This is a genomic window from Salinisphaera aquimarina (assembly GCF_042643355.1).
GTDB classification, from domain to species: Bacteria; Pseudomonadota; Gammaproteobacteria; order Nevskiales; family Salinisphaeraceae; genus Salinisphaera; species Salinisphaera aquimarina.
Genome location: NZ_JBHRSS010000009.1, coordinates 42219 through 66657 on the forward strand (window position 1 = coordinate 42219; position 24439 = coordinate 66657).

The 24439-nt window shown below is 64.4% G+C and carries 21 protein-coding genes; 7 read left to right on the forward strand and 14 right to left on the reverse strand.

Features of this window, described 5'->3' with window-relative positions; translation table 11 throughout:
* Window positions 1–16: 16 nt before the first annotated feature.
* The 3 genes from ACFOSU_RS18515 to ACFOSU_RS18525 are packed head-to-tail and all read right to left on the reverse strand — an operon-like array spanning window position 17 to window position 4624.
* Window positions 17–1633 carry an acyl-CoA carboxylase subunit beta gene (locus tag ACFOSU_RS18515; protein WP_380691426.1) on the reverse strand — a complete coding sequence of 539 codons (1617 nt, stop codon included), beginning with the start codon at window positions 1631–1633 and terminating at the stop codon, window positions 17–19.
* Between the two features lie 12 nt (window positions 1634–1645).
* Window positions 1646–2818, reverse strand: coding sequence for an acyl-CoA dehydrogenase family protein (locus ACFOSU_RS18520; protein WP_380691427.1), 1173 nt, complete (start codon window positions 2816–2818; stop codon window positions 1646–1648).
* A gap of 3 nt (window positions 2819–2821) precedes the next feature.
* The gene (locus ACFOSU_RS18525; protein ID WP_380691428.1) at window positions 2822–4624 is read right to left on the reverse strand and encodes an acyclic terpene utilization AtuA family protein; all 1803 of its coding nucleotides are present in this window, start codon (window positions 4622–4624) and stop codon (window positions 2822–2824) included.
* A 185-nt stretch (window positions 4625–4809) separates the two neighbouring features.
* Here ACFOSU_RS18525 and ACFOSU_RS18530 point away from each other — a divergent pair, with 185 nt between their 5' ends.
* Window positions 4810–5487, forward strand: a complete 678-nt coding sequence (locus ACFOSU_RS18530) for a TetR/AcrR family transcriptional regulator (protein WP_380691429.1) — start codon at window positions 4810–4812, stop codon at window positions 5485–5487.
* Here ACFOSU_RS18530 and ACFOSU_RS18535 read toward each other — a convergent pair.
* Window positions 5439–6314 carry an SDR family oxidoreductase gene (locus tag ACFOSU_RS18535; protein ID WP_380691430.1) on the reverse strand — a complete coding sequence of 292 codons (876 nt, stop codon included), beginning with the start codon at window positions 6312–6314 and terminating at the stop codon, window positions 5439–5441. The genes ACFOSU_RS18530 and ACFOSU_RS18535 overlap by 49 nt on opposite strands.
* Before the next feature lie 442 nt (window positions 6315–6756).
* Between ACFOSU_RS18535 and ACFOSU_RS18540 the strand changes: the two genes are divergently transcribed.
* The 4 genes from ACFOSU_RS18540 to ACFOSU_RS18555 all read left to right on the forward strand — a co-directional run bounded on the left by ACFOSU_RS18540 (window position 6757) and on the right by ACFOSU_RS18555 (window position 10902).
* On the forward strand, window positions 6757–7740 hold the full coding sequence (locus ACFOSU_RS18540; RefSeq protein ID WP_380691431.1) for an NADPH:quinone oxidoreductase family protein: 984 nt from the start codon (window positions 6757–6759) through the stop codon (window positions 7738–7740).
* A 253-nt stretch (window positions 7741–7993) separates the two neighbouring features.
* Window positions 7994–8155, forward strand: a complete 162-nt coding sequence (locus tag ACFOSU_RS18545; RefSeq protein ID WP_380691432.1) for a hypothetical protein — start codon at window positions 7994–7996, stop codon at window positions 8153–8155.
* 507 nt (window positions 8156–8662) lie between these two features.
* Window positions 8663–9709, forward strand: a complete 1047-nt coding sequence (locus ACFOSU_RS18550) for a glycosyltransferase family 4 protein (RefSeq protein ID WP_380691433.1) — start codon at window positions 8663–8665, stop codon at window positions 9707–9709.
* Window positions 9706–10902, forward strand: a complete 1197-nt coding sequence (locus ACFOSU_RS18555) for an NAD-dependent epimerase/dehydratase family protein (RefSeq protein ID WP_380691434.1) — start codon at window positions 9706–9708, stop codon at window positions 10900–10902. Before ACFOSU_RS18550 ends, ACFOSU_RS18555 begins: the two co-directional genes overlap by 4 nt.
* 75 nt (window positions 10903–10977) lie before the next feature.
* Here the strand turns inward: ACFOSU_RS18555 and ACFOSU_RS18560 are convergent, their stop codons facing one another.
* The 9 genes from ACFOSU_RS18560 to rmuC all read right to left on the reverse strand — a co-directional run bounded on the left by ACFOSU_RS18560 (window position 10978) and on the right by rmuC (window position 20561).
* Window positions 10978–12144, reverse strand: coding sequence for a GGDEF domain-containing protein (locus ACFOSU_RS18560; protein ID WP_380691435.1), 1167 nt, complete (start codon window positions 12142–12144; stop codon window positions 10978–10980).
* A gap of 279 nt (window positions 12145–12423) precedes the next feature.
* A complete protein-coding gene (locus ACFOSU_RS18565; protein WP_380691436.1) occupies window positions 12424–14157 on the reverse strand; it encodes a PAS domain-containing protein in 1734 nt (577 codons plus the stop codon).
* Between the two features lie 3 nt (window positions 14158–14160).
* On the reverse strand, window positions 14161–14385 hold the full coding sequence (locus ACFOSU_RS18570) for a hypothetical protein (protein WP_380691437.1): 225 nt from the start codon (window positions 14383–14385) through the stop codon (window positions 14161–14163).
* A 60-nt stretch (window positions 14386–14445) separates the two neighbouring features.
* Window positions 14446–15426 (reverse strand): ArsA family ATPase, encoded by a 981-nt coding sequence (locus ACFOSU_RS18575; RefSeq protein ID WP_380691604.1) that lies wholly within the window; start codon window positions 15424–15426, stop codon window positions 14446–14448.
* The gene (locus tag ACFOSU_RS18580; RefSeq protein ID WP_380691438.1) at window positions 15426–15689 is read right to left on the reverse strand and encodes a cory-CC-star protein; all 264 of its coding nucleotides are present in this window, start codon (window positions 15687–15689) and stop codon (window positions 15426–15428) included. Before ACFOSU_RS18580 ends, ACFOSU_RS18575 begins: the two co-directional genes overlap by 1 nt.
* 48 nt (window positions 15690–15737) lie before the next feature.
* Window positions 15738–16208, reverse strand: coding sequence for a hypothetical protein (locus ACFOSU_RS18585; RefSeq protein ID WP_380691439.1), 471 nt, complete (start codon window positions 16206–16208; stop codon window positions 15738–15740).
* Window positions 16205–17920 carry a carbon starvation CstA family protein gene (locus ACFOSU_RS18590; protein WP_380691440.1) on the reverse strand — a complete coding sequence of 572 codons (1716 nt, stop codon included), beginning with the start codon at window positions 17918–17920 and terminating at the stop codon, window positions 16205–16207. Before ACFOSU_RS18590 ends, ACFOSU_RS18585 begins: the two co-directional genes overlap by 4 nt.
* A 134-nt stretch (window positions 17921–18054) precedes the next feature.
* The gene (gene moeB, locus ACFOSU_RS18595; RefSeq protein WP_380691441.1) at window positions 18055–19164 is read right to left on the reverse strand and encodes a molybdopterin-synthase adenylyltransferase MoeB; all 1110 of its coding nucleotides are present in this window, start codon (window positions 19162–19164) and stop codon (window positions 18055–18057) included.
* Window positions 19161–20561 (reverse strand): DNA recombination protein RmuC, encoded by a 1401-nt coding sequence (rmuC, locus tag ACFOSU_RS18600; protein ID WP_380691442.1) that lies wholly within the window; start codon window positions 20559–20561, stop codon window positions 19161–19163. The genes moeB and rmuC overlap by 4 nt, the downstream gene beginning before the upstream one ends.
* A gap of 162 nt (window positions 20562–20723) precedes the next feature.
* Here rmuC and ACFOSU_RS18605 point away from each other — a divergent pair, with 162 nt between their 5' ends.
* Window positions 20724–22607 (forward strand): ATP-binding cassette domain-containing protein, encoded by a 1884-nt coding sequence (locus ACFOSU_RS18605; RefSeq protein WP_380691443.1) that lies wholly within the window; start codon window positions 20724–20726, stop codon window positions 22605–22607.
* A gap of 102 nt (window positions 22608–22709) precedes the next feature.
* Here the strand turns inward: ACFOSU_RS18605 and ACFOSU_RS18610 are convergent, their stop codons facing one another.
* Window positions 22710–23300: a YceI family protein gene (locus ACFOSU_RS18610; RefSeq protein WP_380691444.1), complete on the reverse strand. Its 591-nt coding sequence runs from the start codon at window positions 23298–23300 to the stop codon at window positions 22710–22712.
* A 290-nt stretch (window positions 23301–23590) separates the two neighbouring features.
* Here ACFOSU_RS18610 and nei point away from each other — a divergent pair, with 290 nt between their 5' ends.
* Window positions 23591–24430: an endonuclease VIII gene (gene nei / locus ACFOSU_RS18615; protein WP_380691445.1), complete on the forward strand. Its 840-nt coding sequence runs from the start codon at window positions 23591–23593 to the stop codon at window positions 24428–24430.
* Window positions 24431–24439: the final 9 nt, after the last annotated feature.

Here is a 24439-nt window from a genome sequence, read left to right on the forward strand (position 1 = left end):
CCTTTGAAGCAGTCTTCTAGAATCGGGCAACGCCGAAATCGGTCGGATGCAGCTCGCGCCGACGAGCCTCGCGGCAGACGGACAGCGTCATCGCGAGCACGCGGCGGGTGTCGCGCGGGTCGATCAGGCCGTCGTCGAACAGGCGTGCGCTGCCGTAGAAGGCATGGCCCTGCTCCTCGAACGCGCTCGTGATCTGGTTGTAGAGCTTCTCGACCATGCCCTCGGGCGGCGTTTGCCCCCGCGCGGCGTATTTGCCTTCGGTGACGATCTGCATGACCCCGGCGGCCTGCTCGCCGCCCATCACCGCGGTACGGGAATTGGGCCAGGCGAAGATGAAATCGGGCGAAAAACCACGTCCGCACATGCCGTAGTTGCCGGCCCCGAACGAGCCGCCGATCACGAAGGTGATCTTGGGCACATGCGCGTTGGCCACGGCCTGAATCATCTTCGAGCCGTGCTTGACCATGCCGGCCTGCTCGGCGTCCTTGCCGACCATGTAGCCAGTGATGTTCTGCAGAAACACGAGCGGGATATCGGACTGGCAGCACAGCTGAATGAACTGGGCCGCCTTGTTGGCGCCCTTGGTGGTGATCGGGCCATTGTTGCCGATCACGCCGACGGTGCGGCCTTCCACGGCCGCGTAGCCGCAGATGATCTGCATGTCGAACTCGGCCTTGAACTCGTCGAAGTCGGAGTCGTCGACCAGCCGCGCGATGACTTCGCGACAGTCGTAGGGTTTGCGGTGGTCGTCCGAAACGATGCCGCAGAGCTCGTCGATGTCGTAGCGCGGCGGCGCGAACGAACGGACCTCACCACGATCGACATGGGCGTTCCAGTCCAGACGTTCGACCACCTCACGGGCCTGGCGGATGGCGTCGGCGTCGTCCTCGGCCAGATACTCGCAGGTACCGGCGGTGCCCGCGTGCATGTCCGCGCCACCCAGTTCCTCGTCCTCGGCGATCTCGCCGGTCGCCGCCTTGAGCAGCGGCGGGCCGGCCAGAAACACCTTGGCGCGACCGCGCACCATGATCACGTAGTCGGACAGCCCCGGCATATAGGCACCGCCCGCGGTCGACGAGCCGTGCACGATGGTGATCTGCGGCAGACCCTGGGCGGACAAACGCGCCTGATTGGCGAAGGTGCGCCCGCCCTCGATGAACATCTCGTCCTGATAGAGCAGATTGGCGCCGCCGGACTCGATCAGCGACACGATCGGCAGTTTTTGCAGGCGCGCGATCTCCTGGATGCGCAGCGTCTTCTGCACGCCCCAGGGCGTCATCGTGCCGCCCTTGATGGCGCTGTTGGAGGCATTGATCATGCAGCGCGTGCCGGCCACATAGCCGATCCCGCAGATCGAGTTGCCACCGGCGAGCGAGCCGTCGGTGTCGTCGTGCAACTTGTACCCGCACAGGGTGGATAGTTCCAGAAACGGCGAGCCGGCATCGAGCAGCAGATTGACGCGGTCGCGCGGCAGCAGCTGTTCGCGCTCGCGGTAGCGCTCGGCCTTGCTCATCTCGCTGGCATGGATGCTGGCCTCGACGCCGCGCAGGGCGTCGACGGCCGCGAGCATGCCTTCGCGGTTGTGCCGGTAACTGTCGCTCGCGCTGTCGACTGTGGATGCAATGACGGCCATTGATGAACTCCGTTATGCGGTGCGACGCTGACCGGGCAGGATGCCCATGGTCTTGCAGATGATGCCGAGCATGACCTCGTCGGCGCCGCCGCCGATCGAGACCAGACGGGTATCGCGGAACGCACGCGACACGTCGGCTTCCCACATATAGCCTTGCCCGCCCCAGTATTGCAGACAGGCATCGCAGACTTCGCGCGCCAGCCGTCCGGCCTTGAGCTTGGCCATGGAGGCCAGCTTGACCACCTCGTTGTCGCCGGGATTGGCGATATGCCGCTCGCAGCAGCGATAGATCAGCGAGCGCAGCGCCTCGATTTCGGTCTGCAACTCGGCCAGGCGGAAATGCACGCTCTGGTTGGCGAGAATCGGCCTGCCGAAGGCCTGGCGATCGCCGGTGTACTCGATGGTCTGCTCGATGATGTGCTCCAGGCCCTTGATCGCGGACACCGCCGCAAAGATGCGCTCTTCCTGGAACTGCTGCATCTGCATCATGAAGCCTGCGCCCTCCTCGCCGATGCGATAGCGCTGGGGCACGCGCACGTCGTCAAAGAACAGCTGCGCGGTGTCGGACGACCACATGCCGACCTTGTGCAGCTTGCGCGCGCGCTCGACGCCGGGGCTGTCCATGGGCACCACGATCAACGACTTGTTCTTGTGCGCCGGGTCGTCCGAGGTATTGGCGAGCAGGCAGATCCAGTCCGACTGCATGCCGTTGGTAATCCACATCTTGGAGCCGTTGATGACATAGTCGTCGCCGTTCTTCACCGCCGTGGTCTTGATCCGCGACACATCTGAGCCGGCATGTGGCTCGGACACACCGATCGACGTGACCTGATCGCCCGCGATCGCCGGCGCCAGGAATTCGGCGCGCAGTTCGTCGGAGCCGAACCGCGCCAGTGCCGGTGTCGCCATATCGGTCTGCACGCCGATCGCCATCGGCACGCCGCCGCAGCGGACCCGGCCAAGCTCTTCCGCCACCACCATGGCATAGGAGTAATCCAGATCCAGACCGCCGTAGGCTTCCGGCTTGTTGACGCCGAGCAGGCCGAGATCGCCCAGCTGCTTGAACAACGCGTGCGAGGGAAACTGCTGGTCGACCTCCCAGGCATCGACGTTCGGGTTGATTTCGTTGTCGACGAAACGCGCAACAGTATCGCGCAGGGCGTCGTGTTCGGTCGTGAAGTGCATGATCTATACCGGGTTCGAATCGAGGCGCGCGGCGAGTTCGGCGGGTACGGCCACCGGCATGTCGAGCAGCATCTGGCCAAAGCACTTGCCCTGGGCGTCGGCGCGCAACGAGGCCATGCCGCCGCCGCCCAGACATCGGGTGAGCAGGAAATTGAAGGCATGGATGCCGGGCAGTTCCCAGTGCATCACATCGCCGTCGAGCAGATGCGCGAACCACTGGCCGACGGCGGCGTCGGTCAGCGCGGCCCGCAAATACGGCAGATACGCCGGGTCGCGCGCGATCACGCCGATATTGGCGTCGTCGCCCTTGTCGCCGCTGCGGGCGAGCGCCAGCCGGATCAGCGGGATGGCCACGCCGTCCGCGCTCGGCTGCCAGACCGTCTCGCCGTGAGTCGGCGGCAACAGGTCCGCATCGAAGCCGCCGACGGTATCGATGACAATCGATTGCCGATGACCGTCGAGGTCGATGGCCACGTCGGCCGCGGACTTGGGCACGAAACAGGAATACAGCCGGATCACCGGACTCACGCTCGGGCGGCCGCCGAAATAGCCGGTCACGCCGGGCGCCATGCCGGTCGCCGCCTGGGCCAGTTCGCGGGTGAACAGCTCGAGCGCCTCGCGGTCTGCGTGGCGCACCGAGATCTTGACCACGACTTCCCGCGTGGCCGCCGCAGCCGCACGCGCATGCGGGCCATAGGTGGATTCCGCACCCAAGGTATCGATATCCACGGCCGCGTAGCGCGCCAGGCCGCCCGCCGCAAAAGCGCGATCGGTCTTGCGAATGATCGCTTCGGCGTTGGCCCGTGCCTTGGCCGCCGCGTCGATACCGCCGACCATGAACAGCGCCGTGGCCCGATAGCCGTCCCGGTACGTCGCCGACACCTTGTAGGCGTCGTTGGGTGCCCGGCCGCGCGCGCCGGTCACGCGTACGCGATCCGCGCCGTCCTCGATCAACTCGACCTGGGTGAAATCACAGGCGACATCGGGCAGCAGATAGGCGCGCGGGTCGCCGATCTCGTAGAGCATCTGTTCGCCGACCGTATGCGGGCTCACGAGGCCACCGGTATCGGCCGGCTTGGTCACCACGAATGTGCCATCGGCCGCCACTTCGACAACGGGAAAGCCCATGTCGTCGAAGTCCGCGGCCACCTGCTGCCAGTCGGTGAAATTGCCGCCGGTGCACTGGGCGCCGCATTCGATGATATGCCCGGCGAGGCTGCCGGCCGCGAGCTTGTCGTAGTCGTCCCAGGCCCAACCAAAGGCGTGCACGAGCGGCGCGAGCGTGACCGCGCTGTCCACGCAGCGGCCGGTGATCACGATATCGGCACCGGCGTCGAGCGCGGCGACGATCCCCGGCGCGCCCAGATAGGCGTTCATGCTGGCCAGACGCTCGGGCAACGGCGCATCGCCGCTCTGCGGCGTGATCGATGCTTCGAGCGCGTCGCGGCGCGCGCCCAGATCGTCGCCGGTAACGATGGCGATACGGAAATTCAGGCCGACCTGCTCGGCAACCGCGGCCAGCGCGTCGCGACAGGCGCCCAGGTTGATACCGCCGGCGTTGCTGATCACACGAATACCGCGGGTCTTGATGTCGGCCAGCAGCGGGCCGATGGCGTGGGCGACGAAGTCCTCGGCATAGCCGGCGTTCGCATCCCGTTGGCGCTTGGCGGCGAGGATGGACATCGTGATCTCCGACAGATAGTCGAACACCAGATAATCCAGCTCGCCGCCCGCGACCAGTTGTGCAGCCGCGGTATTCGTATCGCCCCAGAACGCGGACGCGCAACCGATGCGTATCGAATCCACCGCTGTCTTTCTCCTCCGAAAACTGATGACAAGACCGCCGATCTGCGCCGGGTCGTACCTCGTCTTTTCGTGATCGAGCAAAGCAGACTGCTATGCGTCCCTTTTTAAGTCAAGTCGAGTGACTCACTTTAGCCGCGGGCCTGGTCGCGCTAGACTGCTCGCCATTGCCCGAAACCGTATCCGTCATGGCCAGCGCAAGTCCGGCAGCCGCCTACCAGCGCCAGATCTCCGAAGAGAAACGCGACGCGATTCTGGATGCCGCGCTCGACTGTTTTCTCGAACGCGGCTTCGCCGGCACCAGTCTCAACCGCATCGCCAACGCCGCAGACGTGTCCACGGCCACGCTCTACCGGCATTTTCCGACCAAGGACGAGTTGTTCGCCCAGATCGTGGAGCGGCCTTTTCTGGGCACGACACCAGATGCGCGCACCGACTGGCCGGCGGGCAAGCCGCACACGGTGCTGCCGGATATCGCCGCCCAGTACGCACGCCGGATTCTCACGCCCTATTTCCACCCGCTGGTACGCGCGCTGATTTCCGAAGCGCTGCGCGCACCCGAGATGGGGCACGCACTGGAACAACGCGGGCACGGCCCGTTCCTGGCCGCGGTACGACATTACTTCGAACGCGAACACCAGCTTGGCGCGCTGCACGTGGCCGACCCCGGCCTCGCCGCCGAACAGTTCCTGGGCATGATTTCCAGCGTCGTGTTCTGGCCGCGCATGCTCAACGACGCGCGTCGTCCGTCAAAGGCAAAGGTTCAACGCACCTGCGATGAGGCGGTCGCTACCTGCCTGGCGCGTTACGCCACCGGTCAGGGCGCGTCTTCCGGCAGCGATGCGCGCGGCGGCGCGGCGCGATGAAAGCCACCATAGGCGACACTGCGGTCGTGATCGGGTACGCCGAACAGGCCTGCCGACAGGCTCGATCCGCCGTCGATCTTGATACAGCTGCCGGTGATGAACGCCGCCGCCGGTGACAACAGGAACACGATCGCGGCCGACACCTCGGCCTCCTTGCCCAGGCGCTTGAGCGGCGTGGCCTTGCGACATTGCGGAATGATCGCGCGGGCGAAGGCCGGATCGTAGTGATCCATGCCCGACGAGGCGATATAGCCCGGCGCCACGGCATTCACGCGCACGCCCGAGGGCGCCCATTCCACCGCCGCCGACTCGGTGAAATTGAGCATGCCCGCGCGGGCCGCGCCGCTGTGGCCCATACCCGGCATGCCGTTCCACATGTCAGCGAGCATGTTGACGATCGCCCCGCCATTGTCGGCCATGCACTGATTATAGATTTCGCGCGCGACCAGAAAGCCGCCGGTGAGGTTGTTGGCCACGACCGCGTCCCAGCCTTTCCTGCCGATCTGGGCAAGCGGCATCGGATACTGGCCGCCGGCATTGTTGACCAGCCCGTGGATCGGGCCATGTTCGGCAAGCATCGCGGTAATGGCCTCGCGCACGGCCTCTTCGTCGCGGATATCGAATGCCTTGATGGCCGCCCGGCCGCCGTCGGCGACAATCTCAGCGGCCGTGGCTTCGAGCTTGTCGATGCTGCGCCCGGTGATGATGACGTCCGCGCCCAGGCTGGCCAGTTCATGCGCCGTGCACCGCCCGATACCCGACCCACCGCCGGTGACCACGATGCGCTGGCCGGCGAAAACCTGTGGCCTGAAGACCGATTGATACATGGCGAGACGTTGTCATCGAAAAATGTCAGCGACGAACATACAAGGCGTCGTCTGAAAAAGCGATATACAGAAAGCCGAGCGGCATGACTGGTACCTTATTGCACCTTGTTTTGTATCATCAGGGCCTGCCCAAGGCGTCAAGGCAAGGCGCAGTCCGCCGCCGACGACTCGCTCATTGGCAAGGGCTGCAACGAGCCTTTAACGCGTTGGGAAGTCTCCCTTCGGGCGACGACAAGCGGCCACCTGCAGCGTTACGTCGCTCGTTCGTGGGCCCGCCACGGCCGGCACGACGCGCCTTGCATCTGACCGCTTCTCATTTCGCTGCTGACAAAAAATAAGGTGAAATAACGTACTAGCCTCAGGCAAACTACACTGAACGCTCGTTCGAAATACTATTCTGAAAACACAGTCGCGCGGTCGTCGCGCGCCAGAGGAGAACCGCATGAAAGCTTTGCTGTGCAAGCAATTCGGCCCGCCGGACACACTGGTCGTCGAAGAGATGTCCACGCCCGAAGTCGGCGCCGATGAGGTGTTGATCGACGTGCACGCGGCGGCGGTGAATTTCCCCGACAGCCTGATCATCGAGAACAAGTACCAGGTGAAACCGGATCTGCCGTTCTCGCCGGGCGGTGAACTCGCGGGCGTGGTCGCCGCGACCGGCGCCAACGTGAAGAACGTCAAGGTCGGCGACGACGTGATCGCGTTCACCACCTACGGCGCGTTCGCCGAGCAGGTGGTTACCGGCGCCGATCGCGTGATTCCGATGCCCAAGGGCGGCGACTACGTGACTGCGTCGGCATTCGTGATGACCTACGGCACCACCTATCACGCGCTCGCCGACCGCGCCGCGCTGGCCGAGGGCGAAACCCTGCTGGTACTGGGTGCATCGGGCGGCGTGGGTCTGGCCGCGGTGGAACTGGGCAAGGCGCTCGGCGCCTATGTGATCGCCGCAGCGTCCACCGATGAAAAACTGGCGGTCTGCCGGGAACACGGCGCGGACGACACCATCAACTACGCCACCGAAGACCTCAAGACCGCAATCAAGGAACGCACCGACGGCCGCGGCGTGGACGTGGTCTACGATCCGGTCGGCGGCGAGCATACCGAGGCGGCCCTGCGCGGCTGCGCCTGGCGCGGACGTCTGCTGGTGATCGGTTTTGCCAGCGGCGATATCCCCAACCCGCCGCTCAACCTCGCCCTGCTCAAGGGCTGCTCGATCGTGGGCGTGTTCTGGGGCGCATTCGTCAAACGCGAACCCGAAAATAATGCCTCCGACCTGAAAGCGCTGTTCAAACTGCTGGGCGAAGGCAAGCTGCGCCCGCATATCGCCGGCACCTACCCGCTGGCCCGCGGCGGCGAAGCGATCGCTGCCCTGGCCTCGCGCAAGGTATCCGGCAAGTTGGTGATCACGCCGCGCGAAGGCTGACCGGACTGCGTCGATCCCGGCCGGGTCTGTCCGGTCGGGATCGAACCCTGAAAATATAGCCTACGGACGAACACGACTCGAAAGACAAAAAAGGAAAAGCGGCGGCTTCGTTGCGGCGGGCCGGCTTGCCTGCGGCTCTTTGCACGCAAAGATTCCTGCAGTATGTAGAAAGCTCAGCAGGCTTCGACCCGGCACCACGGGCGAGTGGCTTGAGAACAAAGCATTGCTCACGCAAAGCCGCCAAGGCACAGAAATGAAGCACGCTTCCGACGGTGCTCTGTTCTGTCTTCTTTGCTTCTTTGCTTCTTTGCTTCTTTGCTTCTTTGCTTCTTTGCTTCTTTGCTTCTTTGCGCCTTTGCGTGAAACCGTTTTGGCTCCGGCATCCGAGCAGCGCGAAGTAGACCAAACGCGCTGAACTTGGCACATGGGCAACGACGATATTTTCTATCCGCAGATAACGCAGATAGTCGCCGATTCAATACAGATCGAATCGGCGATGAACACAAGGAACCTGGAACGCTGACAACCAAGGGCCAGCTGCCCGTGGCTGGGTTTCAGGGCTGTAATCCAGCATAGCCCAGCCACTGTCTCTGCTTGTCCGATTTCACTGGCGGATAGCGTCCTGTTTTTTGTTAGCCGCAGCATCTCTTCGCAATCACATCCTCCGAAACCGAGTGCGATCTCGACGCTCTTTAAATCTGCGTTGCTCTGCGTTATCTGCGGATAAAAATGCTTCTTCCTGCTCGCACCATCGGTCGGCCATTCGGGGCTTTTGCCGTCGTCGCAACTCCCTGCCGGATGATCCGGTCCGCGCGACGACTGTCATTCAATCGCCACGGCATCGTCATCTTTTAGTTATCTGTACCCCACACACTGCGCCCAGTTGGATGCCGGCCCGAGGTCGGCCAAAACCGGGAGATGCATGCGTATCGCACTGCTCACCGATGCCTGGCAGCCGCAGGTCAACGGCGTGGTCACCGCGCTGACGGCTCTGGTCGCCGAACTCGAAGCCGCCGGCCACGACGTACTGGTGATCCATCCGGGACTGTTCGTCACCGTGGCCTGCCCGACCTATCGCGAGATCCGGCTGGCCGCAGCGCCCCTGCCCGGTGTCGCACGACGCCTGCAACGCTTCGTGCCCGACGCGGTGCATATCGCCACTGAAGGCAGCGTCGGTCTGGCCGGCTGGATCTACTGTCATCTGCGCCGCTGGCGCTTCACGACATCGTTTCATACCCGCTTTCCCGAATACCTCAACGCCCGCTGGCCGTTCATCTCGGTGCGGCTCGGCTACCGTGTGCTGGCACGTTTTCATGGTCGCGGCGTACGCACGATGGTGAGCACACCGCCGCTGGCCGGTTTTCTGCGCGACCAAGGGTTCTCGCGTCTCGCGCTCTGGCGGCGCGGGGTGGATACACGCCAGTTCCGGCCGGTCGCGCCGGTCGCCCTCGCGCTGCCCGGTCCGGTGTTCGCCTATTTCGGCCGGGTCGCGCCGGAAAAGAACGTCGAGGCTTTTCTCGATCTGGATCTGCCCGGCAGCAAGCTGGTGATCGGCGACGGCCCGGCGCGCGAGCCCCTGGAAAAACGCTATCCCGACGTGCACTTCGTCGGCATGCGCCTGGGCGACGATCTGATACGACACCTGTGCGCGGCCGACTGCATGGTCTTTCCCAGCCGCACCGACACACTCGGCCTGGTGCTCATGGAGGCCATGGCCTGTGGCCTGCCGGTAGCGGCGTACCCGGTCACCGGGCCCCAGCAGGTGGTGCAACAAGGCATCACCGGCGTACTCGACCACGATCTGCGAGCAGCGGCACTGGCCGCGCTCGAACTCGATCCGGCGCCCGGCATTGCCCATGCCCGTACCAACGGCTGGGCCGAATCTGCGGCCGAATTCGCCGCCCAGCTGGCGCCGGCCAGACGGCCGGGCCTGCGTTTTCCTGCCAAAGCCATCGAGGTGACATCATGAAGATCCTGATACTGGGCGGCGACGGGTTCTGCGGCTGGCCCACCGCGCTGCATCTGTCCGGTCAAGGCCACGACGTGACCCTCATCGACAATCTCTCGCGCCGGCATATCGACACCGAGCTGGGGGTGGGTTCGCTCACCCCGATCTCCCCGCTCGACGTGCGCCTGAACGCCTGGAAACAGGTCACCGGGCACACCATCGCCGCCCTGCATATGGATGTGGCGCGCGAGTACGACCGCCTGGAGGCGACAATCGAGCGTCTGGCCCCCGACGCCATCGTGCATTTCGCCGAACAGCGCTCGGCGCCCTATTCCATGAAGCATTCACGCGCCAAGCGTTACACGGTCGAAAACAATCTGTCGGCGACCCAGAACGTGCTCTGCGCCCTGGTCGAGACCGGCATCGACGCGCATCTGGTTCACCTGGGCACGATGGGCGTATACGGCTATGGCGGCGGTCTGCGTATTCCCGAGGGCTATCTCACCGTCGAAGTCGATGACAGCGACGGCATCCGCACCCAGCGCGAGATCCTGTTCCCGCCCGACCCGGGCAGCATCTATCACATGACCAAAACCCAGGATCAGCTACTGTTCTATTTCTACAACAAGAACGACGGCATCCGGATCACCGATCTGCATCAGGGCGTGGTCTGGGGCACGCAGACCCGAGAAACCCGGCTCGACGAACGTCTGATCAACCGTTTCGACTACGACGGCGACTACGGCACCGTGCTCAATCGTTTCCTCATGCAGGCCGCCATCGGCCACGACCTGACCGTCCACGGCAGCGGCGGCCAGACCCGTGCCTTCATCCATATCCAGGACACGGTGCGCTGTATCGGGATGGCCATCGGCGCCGCCCCCGCGCAAGGCGAGCGGGTGCGCATCTTCAATCAGATGACCGAGACCTGGCGCGTGGGCGAACTCGCCGCGCTGGTCGCGCGTCTGACCGGCGCCCATATCGCCTATCTGCCCAATCCACGCCGCGAAGCCGCGGCCAACGACCTGTGCGTCGATGCTCGCTGCCTGCTCGATCTGGGTCTGGAACCGACCACCCTGCGCGACAATCTGCTCACCGAGATCGTCGATGTCGCCGAGCGCTACGCCGACCGCTGTGACCGTAGCCGGATTCCGTCGACCTCACAGTGGGTGCGCACATCTCGAGTCGAACAGTCGAGTGCGCTCGCGAGTTAATCATGCCGATCGCGGCGTGGTCGTCGAGTTCCGAAAACACCCGAACTTCGGGTGTGGGTGGCGCGCTGGTGCCGGCTACGTGGTGGCGACCGCACGGTGGGGCTGGCGATCGTCCGGCGCGATCGCGCCATAGCCGACCACGCAGTCGCGGCCCCGGCGCTTGGCCTCGTAGAGCGCCTGATCGGCGTCGTGGATCAGCAGGTCGATATCCGGCGTGGCGCCGGGCTCGAACACCGATACCCCGATGCTCACGGTCAGCTTGATCGTCGGCGCGTGTTCGAACTCGGCGACAAAGGGATGCGCCACCACCGCGGCCCGCATGCGTTCGGCGATGAGATCGGCCCCACGGGCGCCGGTTTCCTGCAGAAACACGACGAATTCCTCACCGCCGTAGCGGGCGATCAGATCGCTCTCGCGAACCAGCGGCAGCAGCGTATCCACCACATGTTTTATCGCGTCATCGCCGACATGGTGTCCATAGCTGTCGTTGATCGACTTGAATCGATCGACGTCGATGAACAACAGGCTGGCCGGATCCCGGTTGCGGTGATGACGGGCGAGATGACGCGCCCCTTCACCGAGAAAATGACGCCGATTGGCGATCTGGGTCAACCCGTCGGTGACCGCCTGCTTCTCCACCTGACGGCGATAGGAAAACACGTTCCAGTACAGATACTCGAAGAACAGCAGGATGAACACAACCGGCACGAAGCCCATCCACACATAGGCGTTGTAGATGCCCCAGTCCACGCCGAAGGAAAGACCCAGGAACCAGGCCAGCACCGGCAGTATCGCCGGCAGCGCGAGCACCAGCACGGCGAAACCGAACGGCTGCGCCAGTACCAGAAACGGGCCGAAGATATAGCCGTAGAGGATCCCGCCCATGCCGTAAGCCGATCCGTTATGCAGCATGGAAAGAATCTGCAAAAACGTGATCTCCACGAACAGCGGCGTCACCAGCGCCGCAATACGCGCGGTTTTCGAGTGAATACCCCGACGATTGGCCATCGCCCACCCCAGCACTGCCAGGGACTCCACGATCCGCAACCAGGCCGTGCCGAGCGCATTGGCCGGATCGATGGCGTAATCCCAGATGATCGCAGCGACGAGAAATACGGCCGCCAGCAGGATGGCGAGGCGCGAAAAATCGCCGATATCGACCGCCTTGGCGCTCAGATATTCGGGGTCCTGGGTCGCTCGCAGGAAATCCGCCAATCGGCGGTAGCCGAGTCGGCGGTGCACGTCCAATAACAAATCACCCCCTCCCCTTCATCCCCTGCCCGTACTGCCAGCCGCGAATTCCCCTTGCCCGCGCTTGCACCGATGACTCGACGCCGTCCGGCCCCGGCCCGTGGTTTATCGACTATTCAACAGATTACACCAGCGATGCCGATTTGACCCGTGCGCACACCGCAGGCGCGAAATCTCATCGCAGGGGCTCCAGCGACGCAACCCGGAGGCGCTCGGCCGCGCATGGCGACAGCTGCCTCCGAGACCCCGGGCGGCCCGGTCGGGCCGATGCTATTTGGCGGCCCGATCGCAGGCATCGTCATCGCGCCGTCGCCAGGGGTGAGCGACCGAATCATGAAAATGATAACGGCCCCGGCCGGCCGCCTTGGCGACATACAAGGCGGCATCCGCATGGATCAACGCAGCCTCCATCGAGGCAAGCGTCGGATCGAGAGCCGCGACGCCCACGCTGACTCCGGCAAAGCGGGTAGCGCTTCCAGCGGGTGTTCTCTCCTGTTCGGCGGCGGCGATCAGTTTGTTGGCGATGGTCTCCACATCATCGACGGCCTTGGCATGAATGATCGCCGCAAACTCGTCCCCCCCGAGACGGGCGAGTACATCGCTGTCTCGCAGAATAGCGCGAAACGAGCGCGCCACACGACGCAGAACCTCGTCACCCGCGGAATGACCGCAGTTGTCGTTGATCTGCTTGAATTCATCCATATCCAGATAGAGAACGAAGATATGCGCCATGCCAGCGCGTACGCGCCGCCACGCGGCTTCGAGCGCCTGTTCGAAACCGCGCCGATTAAGCAGACCGGTGAGCGGATCATGGCTGGCCTGATGCACCAGATCCTCGGTCATTCGGCGTATTTCGCTGATGTCCTGGAACACGAAAACAGCCCCGCATACCCGGCCCTCCTCATCGTGAATAGGCGAGATCGAGTCGGCGATCGACAGATAGGCGCCATCACTGCGGCGTAGCCGGGTAAAGATCGGCACGCGTATCCGCTGTCCGTGACGCAACACCTGGCCAACCGGGTCGGGCACGCGACGCCGGCTGGCGGCCTCGTAGAGACGGAACCGGCTGGAAAAACGCGCGTTGATCATGTCACCAGCGTCGCAGCCGAGCAACGCACAGGCGGCCGAATTGACTTCGGTTATCTGCCCGTCACGGTCGACGCGCACCAGGCCTTCGCCAATGGCTTCGAAAGTGATTTCCGCCATTTCCCGCGCCTGAAAGATGGCACGCTCGGCACGTTTGCGTTCGCGGATATCAGACAGCGTTCCAAGCATGCGATCGCCGGCATCATCCTCAGCCGGTCGACAGGCCGCCTCCTGAACCCATATCTCCGGAATATCCGGCAGGCACAGCCGATACTCACTGACATAGGCCTCGGTCTGACCCGCCAGATAGGCTTCCAGCCGTTGCTGGCGCACCTTGCGATCGTCCGGGTGGATGTATTCGAGCCATTGCTCGGCCGGAATCTCGATATCATGGTCGCGGCTGGCGCCGACATATTCGGCGATGGCACCGGCTACCCTATAGGCCACGGGATCGAAGTCGATCAATGCGAGGCCCGCGTTTTCGCTGGCAAGCCGCCAGCGCCGGCTCTGCTGCTCGAGTTCGCGCTGTTGCCGTGCTTCGCGCTCGATGCGCTCCACGGTGGCTTCATGGATATCGAAAAAAGCACCGGCAAGCACCGGCATCATGCCGGGTCGCGGCTCCACCTGAGCGACCGAGTGAACATACCGCAGTTGCCCGTTCGAACGTCGCAGCAGGAGCGTCAGGCTCCAGCCACTGCCCTGCTCGATGGCCTTTACGATGGCTTTACGGACGTTCGCGCGCGATTCCGGCTCGTAGAAATCGGCCACGGTCTCCGGCGTCGGCGTGTAATCGGCCGGATCGACGTCGTGAATCCGGTAGATGCCCTTCGACCACCAGATCCGGCGGGTCTGCAGGTCATACCACCAGGTGCCGCCCAGCGCATGCCGCTCCAGGACGTCGATAGCGATTTGTTCCATGTCTCAAACCATCGCGTTGACCATACCGATTGCCAAAATCCGTACATCCTCCGACACGGCAACGCCTGGGCCATGATCCGATACGGCCTCGACGTCCCGACAACCAAGAATATGGCGGGTTCGCGCATCGATCGCAACAATCAGGATATCCAGCGCCGCGCCGACCGGTGATGCTCCGGCCGACGCGAACCGGCCACAACAGGACTGAGCGGCCAGCTCGGTGGCCATCTACGCGATCGGTAATCGGCCTAGTAGCAAAGTGGCCTGCATACAGCAGACAAGCTTGGATCAATGTCCGGGCGGCTCCGACGGCAGTCGGGCGGCCAGTGCGCGCAGCTGATCGCGCCCCACGATATCGCGCGCACTCTGGGCCACTTCGATGCGCCTGTGGGCCGCGAAGCGGGTGTGTATCTCGGCGAGGTACTCATCCTGCTGGGCAACGCGTTCGGTGACGAAGGCGCTCGATGTGTCCGCCGGCCAGAGCCGATTGACGTAGATCGCACCCACCGGAATATGGGTATCGCGTAGCTGCTCGATAACGCGGGCGGTTTCCTCGATCGGCAGGCGTTCGGCGAGCATCACCGGATGGAACACCGCTTCGCCGTGCAAGCGCTGCCGGGCGGTGGCGAAGCGTTCGGCACGCTGGCGCAGCCGGGCGAGCACGCGATCCTCGCGCTCGGGCTCCTGAACCCCGGCCATGTTGCGCCACATGCCCTGCAGCTTGTTGACCTTCTGGCGCTGGCCGGCCAGCCCTTCGACCCAGGCGCCAAGCATCGACGGCAAGGTCAGCAGGCGCAGGGTATGACCGCTCGGCGCGGTATCGAATACCACCGCGTCGAAGCGATCGGGGCACCAGGTCATGATATGGGTGAAGCGGTCGAACAACGCCGATTCCGCGGTACCGGGCGCCTGAACGGCGAGTTTCAGATGCCGATCGAGCGCGGGCAACACCGCTTTCGAGACCGCCGTTCTGGCATCCTCGCGAATCCCGGCGACATAGGCCTCGGCATCGGCCTGTGGATCAATCTCCATGGCCCAGAGATTGTCACCGGCGGGCGTGGGTTCGTCGGTCAGCTTCGATTCGAGCAGGTCCGACACCGAGTGCGCCGGATCGGTGGAGACCAGCAGGGTGCGCTGGCCCTGTGCAGCGAGGCGCAGCGCATTGGCCGCCGCCAGCGTGGTCTTGCCGACCCCGCCCTTGCCGCCGAACAGATAGAAACGGGTGGGCAAATCACCGTGGGCATGATCGTCGCCGTGGCCGGCAGCCATCAGCAGCACACGCCGGCTTCGGGAAAATGCTCCATGCCCATGCGTTGATGCCAGCGATGGAAGGCCTCGATCAGATCCGGATACAATTCGAGCGCGTAATAGTCGGCCGGCCCGGGAATACCCAGCGCCTCGAGAAAGAGCAATGCGACCAGCGCGTCCTCTTCCGCGCGCGCCTGGCGGGCGATACCGGCGCGCCAGGGCACCATGAACAGCGCGTCGTGATAATCGGCGACACGTTGCCACCAGCGCTTGTCATCGGCCATGAGCGGTCCACGTTTGCAAACTTGAAGGTCCAGCATAACGCTGGCGGATCAGGCGTCGAGTCGAGCACCGAGCCGGTCGAGTACCGTCTGGACGACTTCGACGCTGGTCGGCAGGCGGCCCGCGAACAACGTCTCGCCGTCGAGCACGATCGCCACCGGCGAGCCGGCCCGGGCAATGGAACGCAGCGTCGCGCCCACGCCCAGACCATGGCTGCGCGCAGCGCGCCAGACCGCCGGGTAGAGCCAGACCGCGTTGCGTGGATCGACCACGACCAGATCGAGATCGGGGGCCGCCTCGATCAGCGCCCGGTAGATCTCGCCGATCTGCTCCATGCGCCGTCGGCTGTGGCTGAAATCGGCCGCCCCGCCCAGTTCCGTATGACAGCCGCCGAGACGGCCGCAGCAGCCTGAGCCACTGTGCTGTGAATCCTGTTCACGTACCAGAATGGCCTGATGATGGCGCGTACCCGCCTGCCGCCCGCTACGGGTATCGTGGGCAGGCAGGTGCGCGGCGTTCATCGTTGCGCGGTCTGCGCCTGGCGGGCGTTGTCGTGGCGGACACGGTTGAACGCCGTGAACGCCTCCACAACCAGCCACGCGGCGAGCACGAAGATGGCGGCATCCATGACCAGCAGCAGCCAGTCGCCCTTGGCAAAGAAATCCTCCAGATTGAGAATCAGCGCCCAGGTGGTCATGAACAGCAGGAACACCAGCGGAATGAGTGCGGCCAGCGGATTGCGATTGCGCGCCAGCAGCCACACGCCGATCACCGAAAGCGCCAGTCCGGCGGTGAGCTGGTTGGTGGTACCGAACAGCGTCCACAGGCGCCCGAACGCGAAACCCTTGCCACCGGCGCTGTCGCCGCCGGGCACCAGCGCCAGCGCCAGCGGCACCAGTACCGCGAGCGTGGTCAGCAGGTTGACCCGGCCCGACAACGCCTTGATACCGGCGAGTTCGCTGATTTCCTCGAGGATATAGCGCTGCAGGCGAACCCCGGTATCCATGGTGGTGCCGGCGAACGTGATCACCACCACCGCCGCGAACGTGGAGCCCAGCGCCGCCGGAATACCGAGATTGCTCAGAAAATGGCCGGTGCCGTTGACGAAGTTGCCCAGCGCCCCGCCGGATGCGGCGCCGAAATCGGCATACGCACTATTCCAGTCGCCGGCCGCGCCCAGACCCGCGGTACAGGCCAGGATCGCGGCCAGCGCCAGCGCGCCCTCACCGAGCGCGCCGCCGTAGCCGACGAAACGGGCTTCGGGCTCCTTGTCCAACTGCTTGGACGTGGTGCCCGAGGCCACCAGGCTGTGAAACCCCGAGATCGCGCCACAGGCAACGGTGATGAACAGGTACGGGAACCAGTTCGGCGAGCCTTCGGCGATGTTGTGGTTGACCGCGGGTGCCGTGACCGTATCCCAGCCTACGAGCACACCGAGGAAGATCACGAACAGCGCGACCAGCAGCTGCTGGCCGTTGATGTAGTCACGCGGCTGCAGCAGCATCCAAACCGGCAGACGCGAGGCGATCCAGGTATAGGCAAAGATCAGGATGATCCAGGTCGTGCGTACCGACAGGCCGACCGCGTCGGCGATGCCGTCCACATACAACGGATAGGCCTGGCCGATCGGAATCGCGATATACAGCAGCAGCAGCCCGATGATCGAGGGAATGATGATCGAGCGGCCCAGCCGGTAGGCCCACTGGCCAATGAAGATGGCGATCGGGATGACGATCAGCGCCGGGATCACCGCCCCGGGATTCTTCATGAACAGAATCGCCATCACCACGCCGAACACCGCATTCACCAGCGTGAGCAGGAAAAAGATGATGAGCAGGAACAGGGTACTGGCGCGCGCGCTGATGACCTTGCCGGAGAGCGTGCCGATGTTCTGGCCGCGGTTGCGCGCGGAGACCACGATCGAGCCGAAATCATGTACGCCGGCGGCGAAGATCGTGCCCAGAATCACCCAGGTCAGGGCCGGCAGCCAACCCCAGTACACCGCAATGGCCGGGCCCACGATCGGCGCCGCGCCGGCGACCGAGGTGAAATGATGGCCCAGCAGGACGTGCTTGTGGGTCGGCACGAAGTCGACGCCATCACGCAGTTCGTGGGCCGGTGTGACGAAGTTCGGGTCCAGCCGATAGATCTTTTCCGCCAGATAGCGGGAATAGAATCGGTAGCCCAGATAAAAGGCGACCAAGGTGATCACGATCAGAAAAAATGCCGGCATGACGTCTCCCACGATGCGCTCTGCGGGCGCTTATAGATTCCGTGGAGTCTAGCAACGCGCCGCGATCGGTTACCACTCTACGATTGTCTCAAGGCGAGGGCCGTTACCGTTTCAAGCAACGCCGCGGCGCGGGCCTATTTCGTACCGCAAGCCGAGCAGGCCGGGTCGGCTGGAATCTGCAGACTGCGCCAGCGATGCGTTTTCGCGTCCAGGGTCAGCACGCGCCCGGTCAGCGTTTCGGGTATGCCGACGAGCAGCTTGAGCGCTTCCAGCGCCTGTAGCGTGCCGACCAGGCCGGGGACCACGCCGAGCACGCCCGCTTCCGCGCAGGTCGGCGCGCTGCCCGCCGGCGGCGCGCTGGCGAACAGGCAGCGATAACAGGGCCGGCCACCGGCCGGAAAAACACCGACCTGGCCCGAAAAGCGCTCGACCGCGCCATAGACCAGCGCCACGTTCGCCGCCACGCAGGCATCGTTGATGGCATAGCGCGCGTTGAAATTATCCGAACCATCGAGGACCAGATCGTAGCCTTCGACCAGTTCAGCCGCGTTGTCGGTCGTCACGCGCGCCTCGATCGGCTCGATATCGATAGCCGGGTTGAGCCCGGTCAGCGTAGCGAATGCCGAGCGCACCTTGGGCTGACCGACGCTGACATCGCGGTGCAGGATCTGGCGATGCAGATTGGAGCGATCCACCGTGTCGTGATCGACGATCGCCAGATGGCCCACCCCGGCGGCTGCCAGATAAAGCGCGGCCGGCGAACCCAGCCCGCCGGCGCCGATCACGAGCACACGGGCATCGCGCAGTTTCGTCTGTCCGGCCTCGCCGACCTCGGGCAGGGTGAGCTGGCGGGCATAGCGGGCACGATCGGCATTGTCGAGCATGGCGGGGGTTTCGAACGCCAGCCCGGCGTCCTTCCAGGCATCGAAACCGCCGTCGACCGAGCGCACGTCGGTATAGCCCAGTCCGCGCAATTGATCAGCGGCCAGCAACGAACGCGACCCGGAGGCGCACAGCAGCAGGATCGTATCGTCGGCGGCCGCCCCTTCGGACTCCAGTCGCATCTCCAGAAAACCGCGCCCCAGCGCCTTTGCGCCGGTGGGCGTGCCCTGGGCGATTTCATCGGCCTCGCGGATATCGACAAGCCAGGCGCCGTCTGCCCGCAACCGATTCGCCTGCACCGGGTCTACCGGCGGCATGGACTCGCGCAACTGCGCCAGACGATCACGAACCGAAATACTCACGATGGCTTGCCCTCGCTGCTGTCGTCGTCGTTTTCGTCCGGGTCGGCGTCGTGTTCCAGCGCGTCCATCTCCGGATCCTGCGTACGTTGATCGTGATCGCGGTCGGCGCCGATCTGGGCATCGTTGTGCCAGTCGCCCGGCATGTTCTTGCTCGTCTTCGCACCCATCTTGCGCAGCATTTCGGCCTGGCGCACCAGGTTGCCCTGCCCGTCGGTGAGTTTCGTGCGCGCGGCGGTCACGGACTTGCCCAGCGTTCCCAGGTTTCTGGAGATCTTGTCGAGATCCTCGATGAAACCGACGAACTTGTCATACAGCGTGCCGGCGCGACTGGCGATCTTCTCGGCGTTCTTTTCCTGCTTGTCCAGGCGCCAGAGATTTTCCACCGCGCGCAGCATCGGCATGAGCGTGGTCGGCGACACCAGCGCGATATTGGCGTCGAGGGCTTCGCGTTGCAGATCGAAATCGCCGCGCAGCGCTTCCACGTAGGCGGCCTCGGAGGGGATGAACATGAACACATAGTCGAGCGTGCGGATCTCGGCAATGCCTTGGTAGTTCTTGGCCGAGAGCTGCTTGAGATGACGCCGGACCGACTCGATATGCGCCTTGAGCGCGACCCGGCGTGCGGCTTCGTCTTCGGCCTCGTGAACGCGCAGATAATCGACCAGCGAGACCTTGGAATCGATCACCAGGCTGCGCTCGCCCGGCAGATGGATGACCGCGTCCGGCAGCTGCCGCTTGCCGTCTTCGGTGGTGGTCGAAAACTGGGTTTTGTACTGGGCGCCCTGCTCCAGACCCGAGCGTTCCAGCACGGTTTCCAGAATCATCTCGCCCCAGTTGCCCTGGGTCTTGGATTCGCCCTTGAGCGCGTTGGTGAGGTTGGTCGCATCCTCGGCGATCGCCTTGTTGGAGGCCTCGAGCATCCGTACCTGCTCGGCCAGGGCGCTGCGCTGGCGGTTCTCCGAGTCGTAGGCTTCCTTGACCTGTTTCTCGAAGCGGCCGATATGATCGCGCAGCGGCGTGATCAGCGGTTCCAGGCTGGCCTTGTTCTGCTCGGTGAAGGCCTTGCTCTTCTCTTCCAGGATCTCCTGCGACAGGGTCTTGAACTGGTGGGTCAGCGTCTCGCGCGCCTCGGTCAGGCTCTTGAGCTTGTCCTCGGCGTGACTGCGTTCCGCTTCCAGCCGTGTTTCCAGACGCGCGTTCTCGGCGCGGGCCGTGTCCAGTTCCTTGCGCACCGCGGCCAGTTCTTCAGCACGCGCGGCGTGTTCGCGGCCCAGCCCGGCCAGTCGCTCCTCTATCTGGGCGCGGGTCGAGCGGGCCCAGAGCGCGGCCAACACCAGGCCCGCGATCAGGCCGAAGCCGAGCGCAAGCGCCAGTAATATCAGTATGTGTGGACTCATCAACGGGTCCTGCGTTGGGTTGTCATATACAGCCGAGGCGCATCAGTCTAACCGCCGTGTCGGCGTCGGGTGTGGCGATCGGATCGCGACAGCGGATTCGAGGCGAGTCTAGGCGTACAATGCCCGGCCTCATGCACCCTCACGGCGAAGATTTTCGCGCCCATGCTCATCCAGCTTCGTAATCTCAAACTCGCCTATGGCACCCATCCGCTGCTCGACGGCGCCGAACTGGCGATCGACCGTGGCGAGCGGGTCGCGCTCGTGGGCCGCAACGGTAGCGGCAAGTCGACGCTGATGAAGATCCTGGCCGGCGAAATCGAGCCGGATGAGGTCAAGCGCGAGCAGAAACCCGACGTACGTGTGGCGCGGCTGGAGCAGGAAGTGCCGCCCGGCACCGCTGGTGCGGTATTCGACGTGGTCGCTGGCGGGCTCGGCGAAGTCGGCCAGGCCTTGGCGCGATTCCACGAATACACGGCGCGCCTGTCCGCCGGCGAAGACGTCATGGATCAGTTTTCGCGCGCCCAGGCGGCCGTCGAGGCCGCCGACGGCTGGACCTTGGCGCCACAGGTCGAATCCACCCTGTCGCGGCTGAATCTGGACGCCGACTGGCGCTTCGAGGATCTGTCCGGCGGCCAGAAGCGCCGTGTGCTGCTGGCACGCGCGCTGGTGCAGAACCCAGACCTGCTGCTGCTCGACGAACCCACCAACCATCTCGATATCGCCGCCATCGCCCAGCTCGAGGAAATGCTCCTCGCCTGGCCCGGCGCGCTGCTGTTCATCACCCATGACCGCGCTTTCCTGCGCAATCTGGCCACCCGCATCATCGATCTGGATCGCGGCCAGCTGACCTCCTGGCCGGGCAACTACGAGGGCTTTCTCGAAGGCAAGGACAAGATGCTCGCCGACGAGGAAAAGACCAACGCCCTGTTCGACAAGCGTCTGGCTCAGGAGGAGGTGTGGATTCGTCAGGGCATCAAGGCACGGCGTACCCGCAACGAGGGCCGCGTACGCGCGCTCGAATCGATGCGCAAGGAACGCTCGCAGCGGCGCCAGCGCAGTGGCACCGCCAATATCGTCACCCAGGACGCGGCGCGCTCCGGAAAGCACGTGCTCGTCGCCGAGGGCCTGGCCTACCAATGGGGCGACAAGCCGATCGTCAACAATCTGTCGACGGTGATCCAGCGCGGCGACAAGGTCGGCGTCATCGGCCCCAACGGCTGTGGCAAGACCACGCTGATCCGTCTGCTGCTGGGCCAGATCGAACCCGACGCCGGCCGCATCAAGCTGGGCACTAATCTGGATATCGCCCATTTCGATCAGCATCGGGCCGCGCTCGACGACAACATCAGCGTGCTCGACAACGTGGCCCAGGGCCGCAGTTCCATCACCATTAACGGCCAGGATCGGCACGTGATGAGTTATCTGCAGGACTTTCTGTTCTCGCCCAAGCGGGCGCGCAGCCCCACGCACGTGCTCTCCGGCGGCGAACGCAATCGCCTGCTGCTGGCCAAGCTGTTCACACGGCCGGCCAACCTGCTGATCATGGATGAGCCCACCAACGATCTCGACGTGGAAACGCTGGAACTGCTCGAAGAACGGTTGATGAACTACGACGGCACGCTGCTGCTGGTCTCGCATGACCGCGCGTTTCTCGACAACGTGGTCACCAGTTCACTGGTGTTCGAGGGCGGCGGTGACGTCAACGACTATGTCGGCGGCTACAGCGACTGGCTGCGTCAGCGCCCCGCCCCGCCCCGCGCGGCGACCCCGACGAAACCGGTGAGCCGCAGCAATACGACGGCGTCCGCAAAGCCGGTCACCGATCCGCTCTCGGGCGCCGAGCGCAAGGAACTGCGGACGCTGCCCGATACGATCGAAAAGATCGAACAGCGCATCGCGAAGCTGGAAGCCCAGTTCGGCGCCCCCGGATTCTACGACGGCAAACCCGAGGACGTGCGGCGCGCGACCGATCAGCTGGCCGCGGCCGAGGCCGATCTGGAGAAAACCCTGCAGCGCTGGGAAGCCCTGGAAGCGAAACAGGGATAATCCAATCCGCCGTGACGACGCGCCGGTTGCTGCAGCCGGCGATCGCCGACAAGGACAGCGCGGGCTCGTCAGGCCCGCGCTGAACCAGCCGGAGTCGAACGTTTAGGCGTTATCCGCTGGCCGGTTGGCTTCGGCCTCGATCTGGATTTCCACTTCATCGGCGACCAGCGGGATGAAGGCATCCATGCCGAAATCGCTGCGCTTGATCTGTGTTTCGGCCGAAAATCCACAGCTGTATCGGGATTTTTCCATCGGGTTGACCTTGCAGACCATGTCGTCGACTTCCAGCGTAACCGGACGGGTCACGCCGTGCAGCGTGAGATCACCCTGCACCGTGGCTTCGCTCGAGTCGTCGTCGTCGAACTGAACACTGGTCGACACGAAACGCATCTTCGGGTACTTGTCGACTTCGAAGAATCCTTCCTTGTCGCGCAGATGTTCGTCGCGCTCTTCATGGCCGGTGTCGACACTGGCCGGATCGAGCGTTACATCGACCTTGCTGCCATCGCCCTCGCGGTCGATGACCAACGTACCCTCGGTGACGTCGATACGGCCGTGCATGGTCGACAGCCCCATATGGCCGATCTTGAAATTGCCGTAGCTGTGGGACGGATCGAGCGTATAGCTGTCGGCCGCCACAGCACTGCCGGCGACCGCGAGCAATGCGCCGAAGGCCAAGCTGGATCTGATCATGGGTTCACCTTGTAATATGCCCGCCGCCGTCGGGCGGCAACGAATGATGGGTCGGGTTCGAGTGTAGAGCCTGCACAGGCGTCACGACACAGCGTAATCGATATCATTTGCCGGCATCAGGATGCGGGCATAGGGGTTAATTCCACAGACCTGTGCATCCAGCGCGACCGCTCCGTGTGGGCGACGACCCGCGCCCACGGCCCGAACGGGCTGGCACTCATCACCAACAGATTCATCCTTTCGGCCGGATTGCGCGTATCAACGGCTCGACAATCGCCCGAGCCCAGCCGATGCCCGAAGGTCCGGAAATACGGCGCATGGTCGACGACATCGCGAATGCCGTCGGCCAGCGCACCGCGAACGCGGTGTTCTTTGCGTTCGACCATTTCAAATCGTTCGAAACCGGACTGGCCGGCCGGCGCATCGCCAGGGTCGCAGCCCGTGGCAAGGCGGTACTGGTGTTCTTTGCCGCGGCCGATGACGACGGACCATGGTGTGTCTACAGCCACAACCAGCTCTATGGCCAATGGCGCATCGGCCCGCCGAGGCCCGAACCTTCGACCGGCCGCCAGCTGCGTTTCGCGATCTACGGCGACGCCCGCGCCGCCCGTCTCTACAGCGCCTCCGATATCCGGGTCGTACGCCCCGACGCGCTTGCCGACATCCCCTACCTGGCCCGGCTCGGCCCCGACCCGCTCAACGACGCGCAGGTCGATACCACCGTTATCCGCGCCCAATTCGATGACCGGCGTTTTGCCGGCCGTGCCCTGGGCGCCCTGCTGCTGGATCAGTCGTTCGTGGCCGGCGTCGGCAACTATCTGCGCTCGGAGATCCTGTTCGAGGCGCGGGTGCCCGCAGCGAGCCGGCCACGCGATCTCGACGACGACGCGCGGCAACGACTGGCCGAGGCCATCCCGAAGCTCATGGCGCGCGCCTATCGGCTCAAGGGCGTGACCAACGACCCCGAACGCGCGGCGGCACTGAAAGAACAGGGACTGCGTTATGCGGCGCGCCGCCACATGGTCTTCGGCCGCGCGGCCCTGCCCTGCTACGACTGCGGCACGGCGATCGAAAAGAGGGTGGTCGCCAGCCGTCGCCTGTATCTGTGCCCGCGTTGCCAGAAAGACTGACGCGTGGCT